The sequence below is a fragment of the Isoptericola jiangsuensis genome, from assembly GCF_048320105.1.
Lineage (GTDB): Bacteria > Actinomycetota > Actinomycetes > Actinomycetales > Cellulomonadaceae > Isoptericola > Isoptericola jiangsuensis_A.
Genome location: NZ_CP182942.1, coordinates 1749389 through 1766640, shown reverse-complemented (window position 1 = coordinate 1766640; position 17252 = coordinate 1749389). Strand labels below are relative to the sequence as shown.

Annotated in this window: 16 protein-coding genes; 11 read left to right on the top strand and 5 right to left on the bottom strand. The window is 75.0% G+C overall.

What is annotated here, in order from left to right; genetic code table 11:
* Position 1 precedes the first annotated feature (1 nt).
* Genes ACNHYB_RS08350 through ccsB form a run of 3 tightly spaced genes read left to right on the top strand, consistent with a single transcriptional unit; the run spans position 2 to position 3589 of the window.
* Complete coding sequence (locus ACNHYB_RS08350) at positions 2–829, top strand: cytochrome c biogenesis CcdA family protein (RefSeq protein ID WP_418274888.1); 828 nt, start codon at positions 2–4, stop codon at positions 827–829.
* Complete coding sequence (gene resB, locus ACNHYB_RS08345) at positions 829–2586, top strand: cytochrome c biogenesis protein ResB (protein ID WP_418274887.1); 1758 nt, start codon at positions 829–831, stop codon at positions 2584–2586. The genes ACNHYB_RS08350 and resB overlap by 1 nt, the downstream gene beginning before the upstream one ends.
* Position 2587: 1 nt before the next feature.
* Entirely contained in the window at positions 2588–3589 is a 1002-nt protein-coding gene (ccsB, locus tag ACNHYB_RS08340; protein ID WP_418274886.1) for a c-type cytochrome biogenesis protein CcsB, read from the top strand.
* A gap of 246 nt (positions 3590–3835) precedes the next feature.
* Here ccsB and ACNHYB_RS08335 read toward each other — a convergent pair whose 3' ends face one another.
* Entirely contained in the window at positions 3836–4279 is a 444-nt protein-coding gene (locus tag ACNHYB_RS08335; RefSeq protein ID WP_418274885.1) for a PLD nuclease N-terminal domain-containing protein, read from the bottom strand.
* A 71-nt stretch (positions 4280–4350) separates the two neighbouring features.
* Here ACNHYB_RS08335 and ACNHYB_RS08330 point away from each other — a divergent pair, with 71 nt between their 5' ends.
* Entirely contained in the window at positions 4351–4758 is a 408-nt protein-coding gene (locus ACNHYB_RS08330) for a DUF4229 domain-containing protein (protein ID WP_418274884.1), read from the top strand.
* A gap of 52 nt (positions 4759–4810) precedes the next feature.
* Here ACNHYB_RS08330 and ACNHYB_RS08325 read toward each other — a convergent pair whose 3' ends face one another.
* Together ACNHYB_RS08325 and ACNHYB_RS08320 are read right to left on the bottom strand one after the other, a co-directional pair.
* Positions 4811–5680 (bottom strand): 1,4-dihydroxy-2-naphthoate polyprenyltransferase, encoded by an 870-nt coding sequence (locus ACNHYB_RS08325; protein ID WP_418274883.1) that lies wholly within the window; start codon positions 5678–5680, stop codon positions 4811–4813.
* Between the two features lie 10 nt (positions 5681–5690).
* Positions 5691–6746, bottom strand: coding sequence for an AMP-binding protein (locus ACNHYB_RS08320; protein ID WP_418274882.1), 1056 nt, complete (start codon positions 6744–6746; stop codon positions 5691–5693).
* A 206-nt stretch (positions 6747–6952) separates the two neighbouring features.
* Here ACNHYB_RS08320 and ACNHYB_RS08315 point away from each other — a divergent pair, with 206 nt between their 5' ends.
* Together ACNHYB_RS08315 and ACNHYB_RS08310 are read left to right on the top strand one after the other, a co-directional pair.
* Positions 6953–8017, top strand: coding sequence for a DUF3048 domain-containing protein (locus ACNHYB_RS08315; protein WP_418274881.1), 1065 nt, complete (start codon positions 6953–6955; stop codon positions 8015–8017).
* Positions 8018–8054: 37 nt separating this feature from the next.
* Positions 8055–9125 (top strand): DUF3048 domain-containing protein, encoded by a 1071-nt coding sequence (locus tag ACNHYB_RS08310; RefSeq protein WP_418277951.1) that lies wholly within the window; start codon positions 8055–8057, stop codon positions 9123–9125.
* A gap of 83 nt (positions 9126–9208) precedes the next feature.
* On the opposite strand, the gene ACNHYB_RS08305 is transcribed toward ACNHYB_RS08310, so the two are convergent.
* Positions 9209–10216, bottom strand: coding sequence for a 1,4-dihydroxy-2-naphthoyl-CoA synthase (locus ACNHYB_RS08305; protein WP_418277950.1), 1008 nt, complete (start codon positions 10214–10216; stop codon positions 9209–9211).
* Positions 10217–10310: 94 nt separating this feature from the next.
* On the opposite strand from ACNHYB_RS08305, the gene ACNHYB_RS08300 reads away from it, so the two are divergent.
* The 3 genes from ACNHYB_RS08300 (at position 10311) to menD (ending at position 13376) form a co-directional block, all read left to right on the top strand.
* The gene (locus ACNHYB_RS08300) at positions 10311–10490 is read left to right on the top strand and encodes a hypothetical protein (protein ID WP_418277949.1); all 180 of its coding nucleotides are present in this window, start codon (positions 10311–10313) and stop codon (positions 10488–10490) included.
* 79 nt (positions 10491–10569) lie between these two features.
* Positions 10570–11565: an o-succinylbenzoate synthase gene (locus ACNHYB_RS08295; RefSeq protein ID WP_418277948.1), complete on the top strand. Its 996-nt coding sequence runs from the start codon at positions 10570–10572 to the stop codon at positions 11563–11565.
* A complete protein-coding gene (gene menD / locus ACNHYB_RS08290; RefSeq protein WP_418277947.1) occupies positions 11562–13376 on the top strand; it encodes a 2-succinyl-5-enolpyruvyl-6-hydroxy-3-cyclohexene-1-carboxylic-acid synthase in 1815 nt (604 codons plus the stop codon). The genes ACNHYB_RS08295 and menD overlap by 4 nt, the downstream gene beginning before the upstream one ends.
* A gap of 59 nt (positions 13377–13435) precedes the next feature.
* Here menD and ACNHYB_RS08285 read toward each other — a convergent pair whose 3' ends face one another.
* A complete protein-coding gene (locus tag ACNHYB_RS08285; RefSeq protein ID WP_418277946.1) occupies positions 13436–14035 on the bottom strand; it encodes a hypothetical protein in 600 nt (199 codons plus the stop codon).
* A 127-nt stretch (positions 14036–14162) separates the two neighbouring features.
* Here ACNHYB_RS08285 and ACNHYB_RS08280 point away from each other — a divergent pair, with 127 nt between their 5' ends.
* Together ACNHYB_RS08280 and ACNHYB_RS08275 are read left to right on the top strand one after the other, a co-directional pair.
* A complete protein-coding gene (locus ACNHYB_RS08280; protein ID WP_418277945.1) occupies positions 14163–15299 on the top strand; it encodes a PQQ-dependent sugar dehydrogenase in 1137 nt (378 codons plus the stop codon).
* A 125-nt stretch (positions 15300–15424) separates the two neighbouring features.
* Complete coding sequence (locus ACNHYB_RS08275; protein ID WP_418277944.1) at positions 15425–17173, top strand: trypsin-like peptidase domain-containing protein; 1749 nt, start codon at positions 15425–15427, stop codon at positions 17171–17173.
* Positions 17174–17252 lie beyond the last annotated feature (79 nt).

The following is a 17252-nucleotide window of genomic DNA, read 5'->3' as shown; positions in this document are numbered from 1 at the left end:
CGTGGGGGAGGCCTTCGCGACGACGGCGGTCAGCGGCTCGATGCTGCTGGCCGTGCCCGTCGCCCTGCTCGCCGGGCTGATCTCGTTCGCGTCCCCGTGCGTGCTGCCGCTGGTGCCCGGCTACGTCGGCTACGTCGGCGGGCTGGCCGCGGTGAACGCCGGCGGGTCGCGCGGCGCCACCGACGGCGGGAACGCGGGTGGCACGGCGGGCGGTACGGCGAGCAGCACGACGACGGCGGTGCGGGCGCCGGGGCGCGGCCGCGTCGTCACCGGCGTCGCCCTGTTCGTCGCCGGGTTCACCGCCGTCTTCGTCGCGCTGATGGCCGCCGCCGGCGCCGTCGGCTCCTACCTCGTGCGGTACGAGGACGTGCTGACCCGCGTGCTCGGCGTCGTCGTCATCCTCATGGGGGTCGCGTTCCTGGGCGGGATCGGCTGGCTCCAGCGCGAACGACGTCTGCACGTCAGCCCCCGGGCGGGACTGTGGGGCGCGCCGCTGCTCGGGATCGTCTTCGGGCTCGGCTGGACCCCGTGCCTCGGCCCCACGCTCGCCGCCGTGCAGTCCCTCGCGCTGGACGAGGCGTCCGCCACCCGCGGTCTCGTGCTCGGCCTGGCCTACTGCGTCGGGCTCGGCGTGCCCTTCCTCCTCGTGGCGCTCGGGCTGCAGTCCTCCCAGCACATGCTCGCCTTCCTGCGCCGCCACCGCCTCGCCGTGATGCGCACCGGAGGCGGGCTCCTCATCCTCATCGGCCTCGCCATGGTGACCGGGCTGTGGGGATCGGCCACCAGCCTCCTGCAGAGCTGGATCAGCGGATACACGACGGTGGTGTGATGAGCAGGCAGACCTACCGCCCCGAGGGGATCGCGGACGACTTCGCCACCGGTGGCCCCGCCGAGGCCACCGGGGACGGCGGCGACGCGTCGACCGGTGCGCCGTCGTCCGCCAGCCCCAAGGCCCCGAACCTGGGCTGGCGCGGCACGCTGCGCTGGACCTGGCGCCAGCTCACCTCGATGCGCGTGGCCCTCATGCTGCTCATGCTGCTGGCCGTCGCCGCCGTGCCGGGATCGATCCTGCCGCAGCGTCCCCAGGACCCGGCGGCCGTCGTGGAGTACCTCGGCGAGCACCCCACCGCGGGGGAGTGGCTGGACCGCTTCGGGTTCTTCGACGTCTACGGCTCGCCGTGGTTCTCCGCCATCTACCTGCTGCTCCTCGTCTCGCTGGTGGGGTGCATCGTGCCGCGCACCATCGCGCACGGCAAGGCGCTGCGGGCGCGACCGCCGCGCACCCCGGCACGCTTCGAGCGCTTCCCGGCGCACCGGCACGTCACGACGTCGGCCTCGCCCGACCAGGTGGGCGACGCCGTCGCCCAGCACCTGCGCGGGCGACTGCGGTGGCTGCCCGCGTTCCGGGTCGAGACCGGCCAGGAGCCCGCCCGGGCGGCGCGCGGAAACCTGCCCGCCCGTCCCGCGGCGCGCACCGTCGCCGCCGAGCGCGGCTACCTGCGCGAGTCCGGCAACCTGCTCTTCCACCTCGCGCTCGTGGGCCTGGTGGTGTCCGTGGCGGTGGGCCAGCTCATGCACTACCGCGGCCAGGCGATCATCACCGAGGGCCGGGGCTTCGCCAACGCGGTGGTCGACTACGACACGTTCGAGTCCGGGGCCTGGTTCCAGCCCGAGTCGCTCGTGCCGTTCTCGATGACGCTGGACTCCTTCACCTCGGAGTTCGCCACCGACTCCGTCGCCTTCGCCCAGTCGCGTGACTTCACCGCCGCCGTCACCGTCACCGAGCCCGACGGCACCACGAGCGAGGACACCATCAAGGTGAACCACCCGCTCGAGATCGACGGGGCGAAGATCTACCTCCAGGGCAACGGGTACGCCCCCGAGGTCACGGTGAACGACGCCGCCGGCGAGGTCGCGTTCTCCGGGCGCGTCCCGTTCCTGCCCGAGGACCAGGTGTACACCTCGCGCGGCGTCATCAAGGTGCCGGACGTCTCCGGCGGCCAGGAGCAGATCGGCCTCGTCGGGTACTTCCTGCCCACCGCCGTCATCGACGAGGACGGCACGGCGCGCTCGGTGTTCCCGCTGCCGGAGGACCCGCTGCTGGTCCTGGAGGTCTACCGCGGCGACCTCGGGCTCGACGACGGCGTGCCGCAGAACGTCTACCGGCTCGACACCGCGAACCTCACCGAGTCGGTGGACGACGACGGCGAGCGTGTCCGGCTGCTCCTCGAACCCGGCGACACCGTCGACCTGCCGGACGGGCTCGGCACGGTGAGCCTCGGCGAGGACGTCCCGCGCTACGTCGCCCTCGACCTGCGCCACGACCCGTCGCTCGCCTGGGTGCTCAGCTTCGCGCTGCTGGCCCTCGCCGGGCTGACCGGGTCGCTGTTCCTGCCCCGCCGCCGCGTCTGGGTGAGAGCATGGAGCACCGACGGTGTCACCCACGTCGAGGTCGCCGGGCTCGCGCGCGGCGACGACGCGGGTCTGGACGCGGAGGTCGACCGCACCGTGGGCGCGGTCCCCGGCCTCGACGACGCGCCCGAGAGCTCTGCCGAAGAACCCCCTGAGAGAGGCACGGAAGACTGACATGGAGATCGCCGAGCTGAGCGACCTGCTCGTCTGGGCCGCCGCGACGACCTTCGCCATCGCGATGGTCGCGTTCGCCGTCGACCTGGGACGCCGCACCGTGGCGCGCACCGAGAGCCGCGCGGAGGAGCGGGCCACCGCCGGCGCCGGCGCCGGCGCCGGCGCATCGGCGCCCGCGGGCGCGACCGCCGAGACGTCGGGCGGGGCCGGCACCGGGACCCTGACCGCCGAGCCACCGCCCCGCCGTCGTGCCGCCGGGATCGCGATGTCGACCTCGTGGCTGGGGACCGCGCTGCTGCTGGTCGCCATCGTGCTGCGCGGCCTGGCCGCGGGCCGCACCCCGTGGGCGAACATGTACGAGTTCACGCTCGTCGGGTCGTTCGTGGCGATGACCGTGTTCCTGGTGCTCAACCTGCGCCGCGACGTGCGGTACCTGGGGGCGTTCGTCACCGGCCTGGTGACCCTGTTCCTCGTGCTCGGCCTCAACGTCTTCCACATCGCCGCCACCGGCGTGCAGCCGGCACTGCAGAACTACTGGCTCGTGCTGCACGTCGGGGTGGCCATCATCGCGACCGGCATCTTCACGGTGTCGTTCGTGCTGTCCTCGCTGCAGCTCCTGCGCGACTTCCGCGACGAGGGCAACCCGTTCCTCGCCCGGCCCGGGTTCCGCTGGCTCGACCGGACGCCGACCCCGACCACCCTGGAGTCGATGTCGTTCCGCCTCAACGCCGTGGCGTTCGTGCTGTGGACCTTCACGATCATCGGCGGGGCGATCTGGGCGGAGGACGCATGGGGCCGCTACTGGGGCTGGGACCCCAAGGAGGTCTGGAGCTTCGTCATCTGGGTCATCTACGCGGCCTACCTGCACGCCCGCACGACGCGCGGCTGGTCCGGCCGCCGGGCAGCCTGGTTCGTGCTCGTCGGCTACGCCTGCGTGCTGTTCAACTTCACCGGCGTCAACCTGATCTTCAACGGCAAGCACTCGTACTCGGGCATCAGCTGACCCACGCCGTCGATCCGTGGGCGGCCGCCGCCCTCGCGGGTCGACGGCACCGGCGCGCGACCACCGGTGCCGCCACGGACGGTGCCGCCACGGACACCTACCGCCTCGGACGGTGCCGCCACGGACACCTACCGCCTCGGACGGTGCCGCCACGGACGATGCCGGCGCTTGCGATCAGTCGCTGAGTTCAGTCGCGTGTGGTCAGGCGCGTGAGGTGTGACGCGTGAGGTCGGTCGCGGCGAGGCGTCACGCGCGGTGGTCGTCGTCGCTGCCGGGGGCACCGTCGTCGTCCGGACCAGCGCCGTCCGGACCGGACCCGTCGGCCCCGTCGCCGTCGCCGTCGCCGGCCCGGTGGCCCTCGGGCCGGACGTCGCCCTGCTCGCGGGCGCGGCGGCGCTTCTCCTGGTCGAGACGCCACAGGAAGTCGGGGTCGTCGTCGGGCGCCACGGGCCCGGCGGGACGGCGTGGTCCCCGCCCCGGGCGGCCGGTCCGGCCGGTGTAGCCGTTGCGGCGTCGTGTCTGCTTGGTCACGATCCAGGCGATCGGACCGAAGATCGGCAGCAGCACCACGATCACGATCCACAGCCACCGGGGCAGACCGGCGCGGTCCTCCTCCTCGGATCCGAGCAGATCAGTGAGGCTGTAGAGGAGCAGGCCGACGACGACGAGGCCTACCAGGACACGTGGCATGCCACCCAGCCTAGTTCCCGCTCGTCCCGGGACCCGAATCGCCCGGTCAGGGGCGGCACTAGGCTGTCCGGGTGCCTCTCGTGACCTACACCGTGCTGCGCCTGCTGCTGTTCGCCGCCGCCCTCGGGCTCGCCTACGTCGTGGGCGTGCGGGGCTGGCTCCTGGCGGTCGTCGCACTGGTCGTGTCCTTCGCCGTGTCGTACCTGGCGCTGCCGAAGCAGAAGGACGCCGCCGCCGCGTGGCTCGCCGCGCGCAGCGAGCGCCGGGCACAGCGGCGCGGTGGGGCGGCCGAGTCGCTGGACTCCCGGATCGCGGAGGACGCCGCCGCCGAGGACGCCGTCTTCGACGGCACGGCTCCCGAGGGCACCGCCTCCGTCCCCGACAGCACCGCCTCGAACAGCACCGCCTCGAACAGCACCGCCTCGGACAGGTCCGCGTCCGACGGCGCCGAGTCGCCGAACAAGCGGTCGGGAGCGTAGCGAGCAGGTCCCGACCGCCTCGCGGCCGGTCCCGGGGCGAACCGGGGAGCGGTCAGAGGGCCAGTCCGATGCCCAGCAGCACGCCGTACGTCAGCTCGAACATCCCCGTCCCGGCCAGCACCGGCACCAGGGCCCGCCCGTGCGCGCCGGCCAGCACCGGCAGCACCAGCAGGATCGTCGGCAGCAGCAGCACGGTCACCAGGCCGGCCCACGGGTTCCAGAACGCGCACGCGATCCCCAGCAGCACCGCCACGACCAGCCAGAGCGCGAACATCCGCCGCGCCCGGTGATCGCCCAGGCGGACCGCGAGGGTCCGCTTGCCCGCGACGACGTCGGTGGGGATGTCGCGGATGTTGTTCACCATGAGCAGCGCGCAGGCGATGAGGCCCACCCCCACCGCGCCCAGCACCGACGGCCACGTCACCCGATCGGCCTGCGTGTACGTGGTGCCGAGGGTGGCGACCAGCCCGAAGAACACGAACACCCCGACCTCGCCGAGCCCCGAGTACCCGTACGGGCGCTTGCCGCCCGTGTAGTACCAGGCCGCCAGCACGCACAGCACGCCGACGGCGAGCAGCCACCAGTGGCCGCTCACGGCGCACAGGGCGACGCCGAGGACCCCGGCGACGCCGAAGGACGCGAACGCGGCCCCCTTCACCTGACCCGGTCGGGCGAGGCCAGAGGCCGTCAGCCGCAGCGGTCCGACACGGTCCAGGTCGGTGCCGCGCACGCCGTCGGAGTAGTCGTTGGCGTAGTTGACGCCGACCTGCAGCGCGAGCGCGACCCCGAGGGCGAGCAGCGCGGCGACCCAGCCGAACGAGTCCACCTGGGCGGCGGCACCGGTGCCGACCAGCACGGGTGCGGCGGCGGCGGGAAGGGTCCGGGGGCGGGCTCCTGCGACCCACTCGGCGGGCGTGGCCATGGTGCTCCTCTCAGCGGCGGACGCCGCGCGCGAGATCCACCACAGCCCTGCGGTCGACCTTGCCGGGTCCCCGCACGGGGAGCGCGGGCACCCGCACGATGCGACGGGGCGCGGCGGGCGGCCCCAGCCTAGCCGCGACCTCGGCGCGCACCCGCTCCAGCTCGTCGTCGGACGCCTGCGCCTCCGGGACGCCGGTCGGGGCGCCGGTCGGGTTGCCGTGCGGGTCGGCGACGACCGCGACCACCGCCTGCCCCCACTCGTCGTCCGGCACGCCCACGACGCACACCTCGGCGCCGAGCAGCTCGCCGACCACCGCCTCCACGGCGGCCGGCGCGACGTTGACCCCCCCGGTGACCACCACGTCGTCGGCCCGGCCGAGGACGCGCAGCCGACCGTCCTCGAGGACGCCGAGGTCGTTCGTGCGGAACCAGCGGCCGTCGACGTCGTCCACGAACGGCGACCCGTCGCCGGACCCGTCATCCCCGACGTACCCCGTGGCGAGGGTGGGACCCGCGATCTCGACCCGGCCGGGCCGGCCGGGGGCGGCCGCGACCCGCAGCCGCACGCCCGCCAGCGCCACGCCGTCGTACACGCAGCCGCCCGCCGTCTCGGACATGCCGTACGTGCGCACCACCGGCACCCCCGCGTCCAGGGCGCGGGTCAGCAGGCCCGGCGGGGTCGCCGCGCCGCCGAGCAGCACTGCGCCGCAGCGCCGCAGCGCCTCGAGCGCCGCCGGTGCGCCGTCGTCGGCCGCCCGGACCGCCCGGTGCAGCTGGGTGGGCACCAGGGACAGGTGCACGGGGTCGTCGCCGCGCAGGGCGTCGGCGAGCAGGTCGGCCAGGCCCTGCGGGGTGAACGGCGACGTCGGGGCGGCGGCGGCGAGCCGGGTGCCGGCCAGGATCGAGCGGACGATCACCTGCACGCCCGCGACGTGCGTGGGAGGCAGGGCGAGCACCCAGCGTCCGGGCGCGCCCAGCCGCTCGCCGGTCGCCGTGGCCGACGCCCGCAGCGCCGCGGCGCCGAGCGCGACCTCGCGCGGCGCCCCCGTCGAGCCCGAGGTGCGCACCAGCACCGCGGTGCCCGCGGGGGAGGGGTCGAGGTCAGGCGCGGCAGCGGCGCCACGACGGCGTCGCCGTCGAGCGCGCGACGCAACGATCCGGTGAGCGCGGCGACGTCCCAGGTGTCCACCAGCCCACCCTAGGTCGCCGTGGTGCCCGCACCCGCCGTCGGGCCGGCCGTACCCTGGTGGCTCCCCAGCAGGAGGAGTCGACGGTGCGCAGGACCCTCTCGGTCGTCGTGGCGGCCACGATGCTGGCGCTCGCCGCGTGCGGCACCCAGCCGGCGGCGCCCGCCCAGGTGACGCTCGCCCCCGACATGTCGCGCGCGAAGATCGCCCCGCCCGCACCGGTGATCCCCGAGCCCGAGCCGGAGCCGGAGCCGCCCCGCTGGCCGCTCACCGGCGTGCGCACCGACAAGGTGGCCGACCGGCCCGCCGTCGCGGTGAAGATCGAGAACGCGGCGGCGTCACGCCCCCACGCCGGGCTGCACCGGGCGGACGTCGTGTGGGAGCAGGTGGTGGAGGGCGGGATCAGCCGCTTCGTCGCCGTCTACCACTCCGACCTGCCGAAGGAGGTCGGTCCGATCCGCTCCGTGCGCCCCATGGACCCGGCGACCGTCGCGCCGCTGGAGGGCATCCTCGCCGCGTCCGGCGGTCAGGGGCCGTTCCTGGACGCCGTGGAGCGGACGGGCACGCAGCTGCTGACGAACGACGACGGCGACCGCGGCTTCCGGCGCTCCGGTGCCCGGGCCGCGCCGCACAACGTCTACGGCGACGTGCGCACCTTCGCCCGGCAGGCGAACAAGAAGCGGACCGAACCGCCGCCCGCCCAGTTCGAGTACGCCGACCGCCGTCAGGACGGCACGGCACGCCGGGGCAAGAAGGCGCGCGAGGTGGACGTGCGGCTCTCGCCGGCGCAGCGCACGACCTGGACGTGGAACGCCAAGGCGGCCGAGTACCGGCGCAGCGACGGCGGTCGCGCCTCGATGTCCTCCGGCCGGCGCGTGGACGCGCACAACGTCCTGGTGCTCAGCATGAAGGTGACGAACACCGGATACCGCGACCCCGCGGGGGCTCCCGTGCCGAAGACGGAGCTCGTCGGCCAGGGCAAGGGCGTGCTGCTCGGCGGCGGACGGTCGGTGCCCGTGCGCTGGGAGAAGAAGGGCGCCCGCGCACGGCTGGTGCTGACGCGGCCGAACGGCGCCGCGGTGCTCCTCGAACCGGGCAACACGTGGGTCGAGCTCGTCCCGAGAGGTTCCGGGTCGTGGGACGTGTCGTGACCTAGAGTGTGCGCCAGCACACACCCGAAGGAGATCCATGGCCGCGCGACGTCGTCCCCTCGTGCGCCGGCTCGCCGGCTCGTCGGCGCCCGCGCTGCTCGCGGTCGCGCTGCTCCTGTCGGGCTGCGGCGGGCAGACCGACCCCGTCCCCACGACGACGGTCCCCTCCCCGGTGGTCCCGGCCGCGAAGGCCGCACCCCCGGACATCCCGATCGTGTGGCCCCTCACGGGCGTCGCCACCGACGAGATCGCCGCGCGACCGGCGCTCGCGATCAAGATCGAGAACTCCCGCGACGCCCGCCCGCAGACCGGGCTCGAGGACGCCGACGTCGTCTGGGAGGAGGTCGTCGAGGGCGGCATCACCCGCTACGTGGCCGTCTACCACTCGACGATCCCGGACGTCGTCGAACCGGTGCGGTCCGTGCGGCCCATGGACCCCGCGATCGTGGCGCCGCTGGACGGGATCCTCGCCTACTCGGGTGCGCAGCCGCCGTTCATCACGGCGGTCGGCGACGCCGGGGTGCAGTCGGTGATCATGGACGCCGGCGACGCCGGGTTCCGCCGCGACCCGAACCGGTACGCGCCCCACAACGTCATCGGCGACCCGGAGGCGTTCCTCGCGCAGGACGACGGCGAGCGCACGACGCCGCCCCCGGCCCAGTTCCGCTTCGGCGCGGCGGGCAAGAGCACGGCCGCCGCCGACGGCACCGCCGCGAAGCACCTCGCGGTGACGATGTCCGCGGCGCAGCGCAGCGTGTGGGACTGGAGCGCGAAGGCCCGGCAGTGGCAGCGCAGCGAGGGCGACGACCCGTCGATGTCGACGTCGGGGGAGCAGCACGCGGCCGAGAACGTCGTCGTGCTGGAGGTCCAGGTGACCAACACCTCCTACAAGGACCCGTCGGGCGCACCGGTGCCCGAGACGCAGCTCGTCGGGTCCGGCACGGGCCTGGTGGCCTCGGGCGGCAAGATCCTCGAGGTCGAGTGGTCCAAGGAGTCGCTGCACGAGCCCGTGGTCCTCACCGTCGCCGGCGAGCCGGTGGAGCTGGAGCCGGGGAGCACGTGGGTCGAGCTGATGCCGTCCGGCACGGGCTCCTTCACGACCTCCTGACCTCGCCGCCCGGCAGGCGCCGGTGAACGAGCCACCGGCGATGCAGGGCTGAGCCTCCGGCGAGGGTGGGCGCCGCGGAGAGGTCAGTAGGCGTACGGGAAGCCCGACCAGTCGGGGTCGCGCTTGGCCAGGAACGCGTCGCGACCCTCCACGGCCTCGTCGGTCATGTAGGCCAGACGGGTCGCCTCGCCGGCGAACACCTGCTGCCCCATGAGTCCGTCGTCGGCCAGGTTGAACGCGAACTTCAGCATGCGGATCGCCTGCGGGGACTTGCCCGCGATCGTCGTCGCGTACTCGATGCCCAGCGCCTCGAGGTCGTCGTGCGCGGCGACCTCGTTCACCCCGCCCCAGCGTTCGGCGTCGTCCGCGGAGTACTCCCGGGCGAGGAAGAAGATCTCCCGTGCCCGCTTCTGCCCCACCTGGCGTGCCAGGTAGGCGGAGCCGTAGCCCCCGTCGAACGAGCCGACGTCGGCGTCGGTCTGCTTGAACCGGCCGTGCTCGCGGCACGCGATCGACAGGTCGGCCACGACGTGCAGCGAGTGCCCGCCCCCGGCGGCCCACCCGTCGACGACGGCGATCACCACCTTCGGCATGGTGCGGATCAGGCGCTGCACCTCCAGGACGTGCAGGCGCCCCGCGCGGGCCGGGTCGACGGCGTCGGCCGTCTCGCCCAGGCTCTGCCCGCCACCGGCAGGGTCCGCGACCGCCGTCGTGTACTGGTAGCCCGAGCGGCCGCGGATGCGCTGGTCGCCCCCGGAGCAGAACGCCCAGCCGCCGTCCTTCGGCGACGGGCCGTTGCCGGTGAGGAGCACGGTGCCGACGTCGGACGTCATGCGGGCGTGGTCGAGCACCCGGTACAGCTCGTCGACGGTGTGCGGGCGGAACGCGTTGCGCACCTCGGGGCGGTCGAACGCGACCCGCACGACCGGCAGGTCGCGCACCTGCTCGACCCCGTCGGCGTCGACGGAACGCTCGACCCCCCGGTGGTAGGTGAGGTCAGTCAGGTCGTCGAACCCGCCCACGGTGCGCCAGCGCGCGGCGTCGAACGTCTCGGAGACCTGGCGGGGGTGGGGGAGCGCGGTGTCGTTCACGCCCGCCAGCGTAGTTCGGGTCCGCACGAGGCGTTCACGCCCGGGTCGCGCGTCGTGGCGAGAATCTGCACGACGACGGCGCACCATGGAAGACATGGACACGACGAACCGCTCCCACGAGGTCGTCGACCTGGACGAGGTCGTCGACGAGCTGATCGCCTACGATGCCGCCGAGGTGCGGCGCGCCTGCGCCACCACCCAGGCGGTGCCGGTCGTGACGGTGTGCCCGCCTGCCGCGGCGTACGCGTCACTGCCGGAGGAGTTCACGGACTGACGCGAGCCGGCGCTCGCGAGCGCCGGCGACCCACCCGCTCCGGGCACCGGCGCGGGTCGGCGCGCCCTACGCTGAAGCCGTGGCAGCCATCCTGCAGAGACGTCTCGTCTGGTCGACCCCCCTGCGCACCCGGTTCCGCGGGCTGGACTCCCGCGACGGGCTGCTGCTGCGGGGCGACGCGGGCTGGGGCGAGCTGAGCCCCTTCTGGGAGTACGACGACGCCGAGTCGTCCTCCTGGTGGCGCGCCGCCCGGGAGGCGGCGGACCTGGACTTCCCGCCGGCCGTGCGCGACCGTGTCGAGGTCAACGTCACCGTCCCCGCCGTCGAACCGGCCCTGGCCCGCGACATCGTGCTGCGTTCCGGCGGCTGCCGCACCGCCAAGGTGAAGGTGGCCCAGCGGGCGCACGACGGCGTCGTCGAACCCGTGGACGCCGAGATCGCGCGGCTGGAGGCCGTCCGCGCCGCGTTCGACGAGGTCGGCGTGCCCGGCGCCGCGATCCGCGTCGACGCGAACGGCGCCTGGAGCGTCGACGAGGCGGTGCGTCGCCTGCCCCTGCTCGACCGGGCGGCGCGGGGCCTGGAGTACGTGGAGCAGCCCTGCGCGTCGGTGGAGGAGCTCGCCGAGGTGCGCCGCCGCGTCGACGTCCCCGTCGCCGCCGACGAGTCGATCCGTCGGGCCGAGGACCCGTTGCGCGTCGTCCGGCAGGACGCGGCCGACGTCGTCGTGCTCAAGGTGCAGCCCCTCGGCGGGGTGCGCGCGTGCCTGGAGCTCGCCGAGCAGGTCGGGCTGCCCGTGGTGGTCTCCTCCGCGCTGGAGTCCTCCGTGGGGCTGGCCGCCGGGGTGGCGCTCGCCGCCGCGCTGCCGGACCTGCCCTACGCGTGCGGGCTCGCGACCTCCCAGCTCCTGCACCGTGACGTCACCGACGACCCGCTGCTGCCCGTCGACGGCGCGCTGCCCGTGCGCCGGGTCGCTCCCGACGCGCCCTCGCTCGCCGCCGTCGCGGCAGACCCCGACCTGGAGCAGCGGTGGTTGGCCCGGTGCGACCGCCTCGCCACGCGGGGGGAGGCCGCATGAGCGCGGCAGCGGCTTGGTCAGCGGCGTCGTCGGCGGCGACGTCCCGCCCGGCCGGGCCCGACGGCGGCCCGACCGCGTCGAGCGGCAGCCCTGCGGTCGACGCCGCGTGCGCGCTCGTGGCGGACCTCGCCGCGCAGGGCCTGCGCGACGTCGTGCTGGCGCCGGGGTCCCGGTCGGCCCCGCTCGCCTACGCCCTGGCAGCCGCCGCCGACGCCGGTGTGCTGCGCCTGCACGTCCGCGTCGACGAGCGGTCGGCCGGCTTCCTCGCCCTCGGGCTCGCGCGCGGCTCGGGCAGGGCCGTCGCCGTGGTGACGACGTCGGGCACCGCCGTGGCGAACCTGCACCCGGCGGTGCTGGAGGCCCATCACGGCGAGGTGCCCCTGGTGGTGCTCACCGCCGACCGGCCGCACGAGCTGCGCGGCACCGGCGCCTCCCAGACCACCGAGCAGGTCGGCATCTTCGGCGGCGCGGTGCGGCTCGCCGTCGACGTCCCCGCACCCGACGGCCGCACCGGTGAGGTCCACGACCTCCTCGCCACCACGCGCCGCGCGCTCGCCGCGGCGACCGGGCTGCGCGACCGCCGGCCGGGACCGGTGCACGTCAACCTCGCCTACCGTGCCCCCCTGCAGCCCGAGGCACCGCTGACCTGGGGCCCGGTGCCGGCGACCCGGGCGGTCGAGGTGGTCCCGCCCGCGCCCGTCGCCGGCGCCGACCCGCTCCTGCCCGGGGACCCGGGCTCCACCCTCGTGGTGGCCGGGGACGGTGCCGGGCCGCAGGCGCGACGTCTCGCCGAGGCCCGTGGCTGGCCCCTGCTCGCCGAGCCCTCCTCGGGGTCCACCGGCGGCACGCACGCCATCGCCGGGTACCGGCTGCTGCTCGACGTGCCGGACCTCGTCGACGACGTCCAGCACGTCGTCGTGCTCGGCCACCCGACCCTGTCCCGGCCCGTGGAACGGCTGCTCGGCCGCACCGACGTCGTCGTGACCGTCGTGGCGCCGGGCGGCGGGCCCTGGCCGGACGCCGCACGCAACGCCGCCCGCGTCGTCGACGCCCTCGCGGACCCCTGGTTCGAGACCGCCACGCACGGTGAAGGCGACGGGGAGCTCCTGCGGCGCTGGCGCGCGGCCGGGGCCGCCGCGTCGTCCGTGCTGCGCCAGGTGTGCGGAAACGACGGTGCCGCCCTCGCCGACGCACCCCACGCCGCCCTCGCCGTGGCGCGCACCGTCCTGGCCGCCACCGGACCGGACGACGTCCTGGTGGTCGGCGCGTCGAACCCGCTGCGCGACGTCGACCTGGTCCTCGGGCTCGACGGCGCACCGGGGACCGTGCTGTCCAACCGGGGGCTGGCAGGGATCGACGGCACCCTGTCGACGGCGTCCGGGGTGGCGCTCGCCGCGGGGCGTCGCACGCGGGCGCTCGTCGGGGACCTGACGTTCCTGCACGACGTCGGCGGTCTGCTGAGAGGCCCGCAGGAGCCGGGGTACGACCTGGACGTCGTCGTGGTCGACGACGACGGAGGATCCATCTTCGCCACGCTGGAGCACGGGGCGCTCGCGGCGGCGGGGGAGTCCGGGACGGCGACCTTCGAGCGGGTCTTCGCCACCCCGCACGGCGCGGACCTGGGCGCGCTCTGCGCGGGGTACGGGGTGGCGCACCGGCTCGTGGCCGACGTCGCGACCCTGCGTGCCGCGCTGGCGGAGCCCGCGGCGGGGGTGCGGGTGCTCCAGGTGCGGGTGCCGCGTGCCGACCGCCTCGCCGAGTCGCGCGACCTGGCCCGCCGGGTCGCGGACGCCGTGACGTCGGCCCGGTGACCTCGACCGCCTGACCTCGACCGCCTGACCTCGACCGCCTGACCGGTGGGGTGACGTGCTCAGCGCAGGCGGTCGGCGTCGCGGCGGTACATCGTCGCGTGGCCGAACAGCTCCTGGCGGCCGGTGACGCGGGCATGGGCCTCGGTCCAGTCCGCCAGCTCGTGCAGCCGTCCCACCATCGTGCGGCGCAGCTCGCCCGCCTCCGGCGCGAGGTCACGGCCGTAGCCGTCCAGCAGGGTCTCGAGCCGCTCGGCGGGCGCCGGACCGTCCGGTGCGGGCATGTCCTCGCACCAGCCGCACATCCGGTAGCCGAGGTACGCCAGGTCCCAGGCTCGCGGACCGGGGGAGGCCATGTCGACGTCGATGAAGCCGACGAGCGCCACGCCGTCGTGCAGCGTGCCCAGGTCCCACACCCAGTGCGGCACCGGCCAGCCCGCGACCTCGCCCGGGAGCCAGGACAGCACCTCCCGGCCCTCGGCGTCGACGCCGAGCGGCGCGGGGACGACGTCGACCCCCTGGGCGCGGACCCAGGCCAGGAGCGCGTGGATCGTCGGGGTCCAGGGCCCGGCCGTGCGGTGCACGGTGTCGCCGATCCGGACGACGTCGGAGACGTTGCCGCCGCCGAGCTCGACGGGTGCGCTGTCCGGGGCGTGGTCCATGGTCCGATCCTGGCCCGGGCAGCCTGCCGCGGTCCAGGGCGGGCGCGTCGGCCGCTCCCGGACGGCTCCCGCCCGGGTGGCGCCGGGGCTAGGTTGGGACCGTCCGCGCCCCAGCCCCGGGAGAACGATGACCAGCCGCCGCACGACGCCCGTGACCGCGACAGGAGTGGGGGCCCTGGTGCTCGGTGCGCTGCTGGTCGCCTGCGGCCCCGACGGAGGTACCGCCGTCGACGGGGGCGGTGACCGCGCCGGGAGCGCACCGCCGTCCACCCCGCCCTCCGCGGCGCCGTCGGGTGCCCTGCCGACCGGGGAACCGGACGTGGTCGCCTCCGGGCTGGACGTGCCGTGGTCCGTCGCGTTCCGCGACGGCGTGGCGCTGGTGAGCGAGCGCGGGAGCGCGCGCGTCCTCGAGCTCGACGACGACGGCGGCACCCGGGAGGTCGGGGTCGTCGAGGGCGTGCAGGCCACCGGTGAGGCGGGACTGCTCGGTCTGGCGGTGGACGACGACGGGCGGCTGTACGCCTACTCCACGGCCGCGGACGGCAACCGCGTCCAACGCTTCGACGTCGTCGGCGAGCCCGGCGCGTTCGGCCTCGGTGAGCCCGAGACGATCCTCGAGGGGCTGCCCGCCGCCGCGCACCACGACGGGGGACGGTTCGCGTTCGGACCGGACGGCATGCTCTACGTCACGACCGGCGACGCCGCAGACCCCGGCGCTGCACAGGACCTGGAGGTCCTCGCGGGCAAGATCCTGCGTCTGACGCCGGACGGCGGGATCCCGGACGACAACCCGTACCCCGGATCGCCCGTGCTCAGCCACGGCCACCGCAACCCGCAGGGCATGGCGTGGGCCGACGACGGCACGATGTACGCCACCGAGTTCGGGCAGGACACGTGGGACGAGCTCAACGTGATCGAGGCGGGCGGGAACTACGGGTGGCCCGTCGTCGAGGGGATCGCCGGCGACGAGGAGTTCGTCGACCCGGTGCAGCAGTGGGAGCCCGGCGAGGCGAGCCCGAGCGGTCTGGCGCACGTCGGCGGCACGCTGTACCTGGCGAACCTGCGCGGGGAGGTGCTGCGCACCGTCCCGGTCGCCGACCCGACGGCCTCGTCCGAGCTCCTCTCCGGCGAGCTGGGACGGCTTCGCGACGCCGTGGTCGCGCCCGACGGACGCCTGTGGGTCCTGACCAGCAACACCGACGGGCGGGGGAGCCCGGGCCCCGACGACGACCGGATCCTCGCGCTCGACCTGCCGACCCCGTGACGCCGGCCCGCTGACCTGCACCGACGTCGGCACCCGGCGATTGACAGGTGATTCACAGGTTCGCCCAAGGGTCGTCCAAGGCTGGGGGTGTTGCCTAGGGGCAGAACCTTCGAGGAGGGCACCCCATGAGCACCGACAACAACCCCGCACCGCAGCCGCCGTCGGGCCCCGAGAACCACCCGGTCGAGCAGCAGACGACGCCGCTGCCCGTGACGCCGTCGGCATCGTCGTCGACGCCCGCCGGGCCGCAGATCCCGCAGCCGGCGCAGTTCGCGCACCCCGTTCCCGCGCCGCCGCAGCAGGCGCCGGTCCACCAGGGCGCGAACCAGCAGAGCGCGAACCAGCAGAGCCCGGTCCACCAGGGCGCGAACCGGCAGCGCGCGAACCAGCAGGACGACCGGTCGGCGCAGTCCGCCCCGTACCAGCAGGGCAGCCCGCAGTACCGACAGTCCGCGCCCCAGCCGCACCCGCAGGCTCCGTACGCGACCGGTGCCGCGCCGTCGTACCCGGCCATGTACGGCCAGCCGGCCCCGCAGCAGCAGACCGCCCCGACCGCGACCAAGCAGAAGTCGCGCTGGGTGCCCGTGGTGGCAGCCGCCGCCGGTGCGGCCGTGCTGGCCAGCGGGGCGACCGTCGGGCTGATCTACGCGCTCGACGACGACGGTTCGACGTCGCTCGCCCAGGTCGGCACCCCGGAGCAGTCCACCACCGCCCCGGTCGCGAGCTCGACCAACGAGAACCCCGACTGGCAGGCCGTCACGGCCGCCGTCGCGCCGTCCGTGGTGGCCATCCAGGTGAGCAGCCAGGCCGGCGGGGCCGAGGGGTCCGGCGTCATCGTCGACGACGCCGGGCACATCGTCACCAACAACCACGTCGTGTCGGGCGCCGAGGGCAACGTCCAGGTCACCCTCAGCGACGGGCGGCTCTTCGAGGCCGAGATCGTCGGCACCGACCCGACGACCGACCTCGCCGTCGTCCAGCTGGTCGACGCCCCCGACGACCTGCAGCCGGCGACCGTCGGTGACTCCGACGCCGTCCAGGTGGGCGACTCGGTGCTGGCCGTGGGCAACCCGCTGGGCCTGGCCAACACCGCCACCACCGGCATCGTGTCCGCGCTGGACCGGCCCGTCGCGGCCTCCGGCGAGGACTCCTCCGACGTCGTGGTGACCAACGCGATCCAGATCGACGCGGCCGTGAACCCGGGCAACTCCGGTGGTCCGCTGTTCGACGCCCAGGGTCGCGTCATCGGGATCACGTCGTCCATCGCGACCATGTCGTCCGGGTCGGGCCAGTCCGGCTCGATCGGGCTCGGGTTCGCGATCCCGGCGAACCTCGCCACGTCCGTGGCGGAGCAGCTGGTCGAGGACGGCACCGCCGAGCACGCCTTCCTCGGCGTCTCCCTCGGGGACGCCTCGGCGACCGCCGACGGCGTGACGCGCCGCGGTGCCCAGATCGGTGAGGTCACCGAGGGTTCCCCGGCGGCGGAGGCCGGTCTGCAGTCGGGTGACGTGATCGTCGCGGTCGACGACGACGCGGTCAACGGCGCGGAGTCGCTGACGGCGTACGTGCGCGAGCGCTCGGCCGGCGAGCAGGCGACGGTCACCTACGTCCGCGACGGTCAGACCAGCACCGTGGACGTCACCTTTGCCGTCCGCGAGGAGACGACGACGGCCGGCGACCAGGGTCAGGGAGACCAGGGCCAGCAGGGTCAGGGCCAGCAGGGTCAGGGCCAGCAGGGTCAGGGTCAGCAGGGTCAGGGCGGCGAGGGCTGGGTGCCCGGCGGCTCGGGCCAGGACGGCTCCGGTCAGGACGGCTCGGACTCGACCCAGCCGGACAACATCCCCGACTGGCTCCAGGAGCTCTTCGGCAACTGATCCACCCCCAGACTCCCGTGGCGGCGGCACACCCCCCTCCCCCGTTCCGCCGCCACGGGGACACCAACGATCCGCATCC

Excerpts from the sequence above, each read along its gene's own strand:
- resB (WP_418274887.1), top strand. The coding sequence starts at position 829 with ATGAGCAGGCAGACCTACCGCCCCGAGGGGATCGCGGACGACTTCGCC.
- ccsB (WP_418274886.1), top strand. The coding sequence starts at position 2,588 with ATGGAGATCGCCGAGCTGAGCGACCTGCTCGTCTGGGCCGCCGCGACG.
- ACNHYB_RS08335 (WP_418274885.1), bottom strand. The coding sequence starts at position 4,279 with ATGCCACGTGTCCTGGTAGGCCTCGTCGTCGTCGGCCTGCTCCTCTAC.
- ACNHYB_RS08325 (WP_418274883.1), bottom strand. The coding sequence starts at position 5,680 with ATGGCCACGCCCGCCGAGTGGGTCGCAGGAGCCCGCCCCCGGACCCTT.
- ACNHYB_RS08310 (WP_418277951.1), top strand. The coding sequence starts at position 8,055 with ATGGCCGCGCGACGTCGTCCCCTCGTGCGCCGGCTCGCCGGCTCGTCG.
- ACNHYB_RS08300 (WP_418277949.1), top strand. The coding sequence starts at position 10,311 with ATGGACACGACGAACCGCTCCCACGAGGTCGTCGACCTGGACGAGGTC.
- menD (WP_418277947.1), top strand. The coding sequence starts at position 11,562 with ATGAGCGCGGCAGCGGCTTGGTCAGCGGCGTCGTCGGCGGCGACGTCC.
- ACNHYB_RS08285 (WP_418277946.1), bottom strand. The coding sequence starts at position 14,035 with ATGGACCACGCCCCGGACAGCGCACCCGTCGAGCTCGGCGGCGGCAAC.
- ACNHYB_RS08280 (WP_418277945.1), top strand. The coding sequence starts at position 14,163 with ATGACCAGCCGCCGCACGACGCCCGTGACCGCGACAGGAGTGGGGGCC.
- ACNHYB_RS08275 (WP_418277944.1), top strand. The coding sequence starts at position 15,425 with ATGAGCACCGACAACAACCCCGCACCGCAGCCGCCGTCGGGCCCCGAG.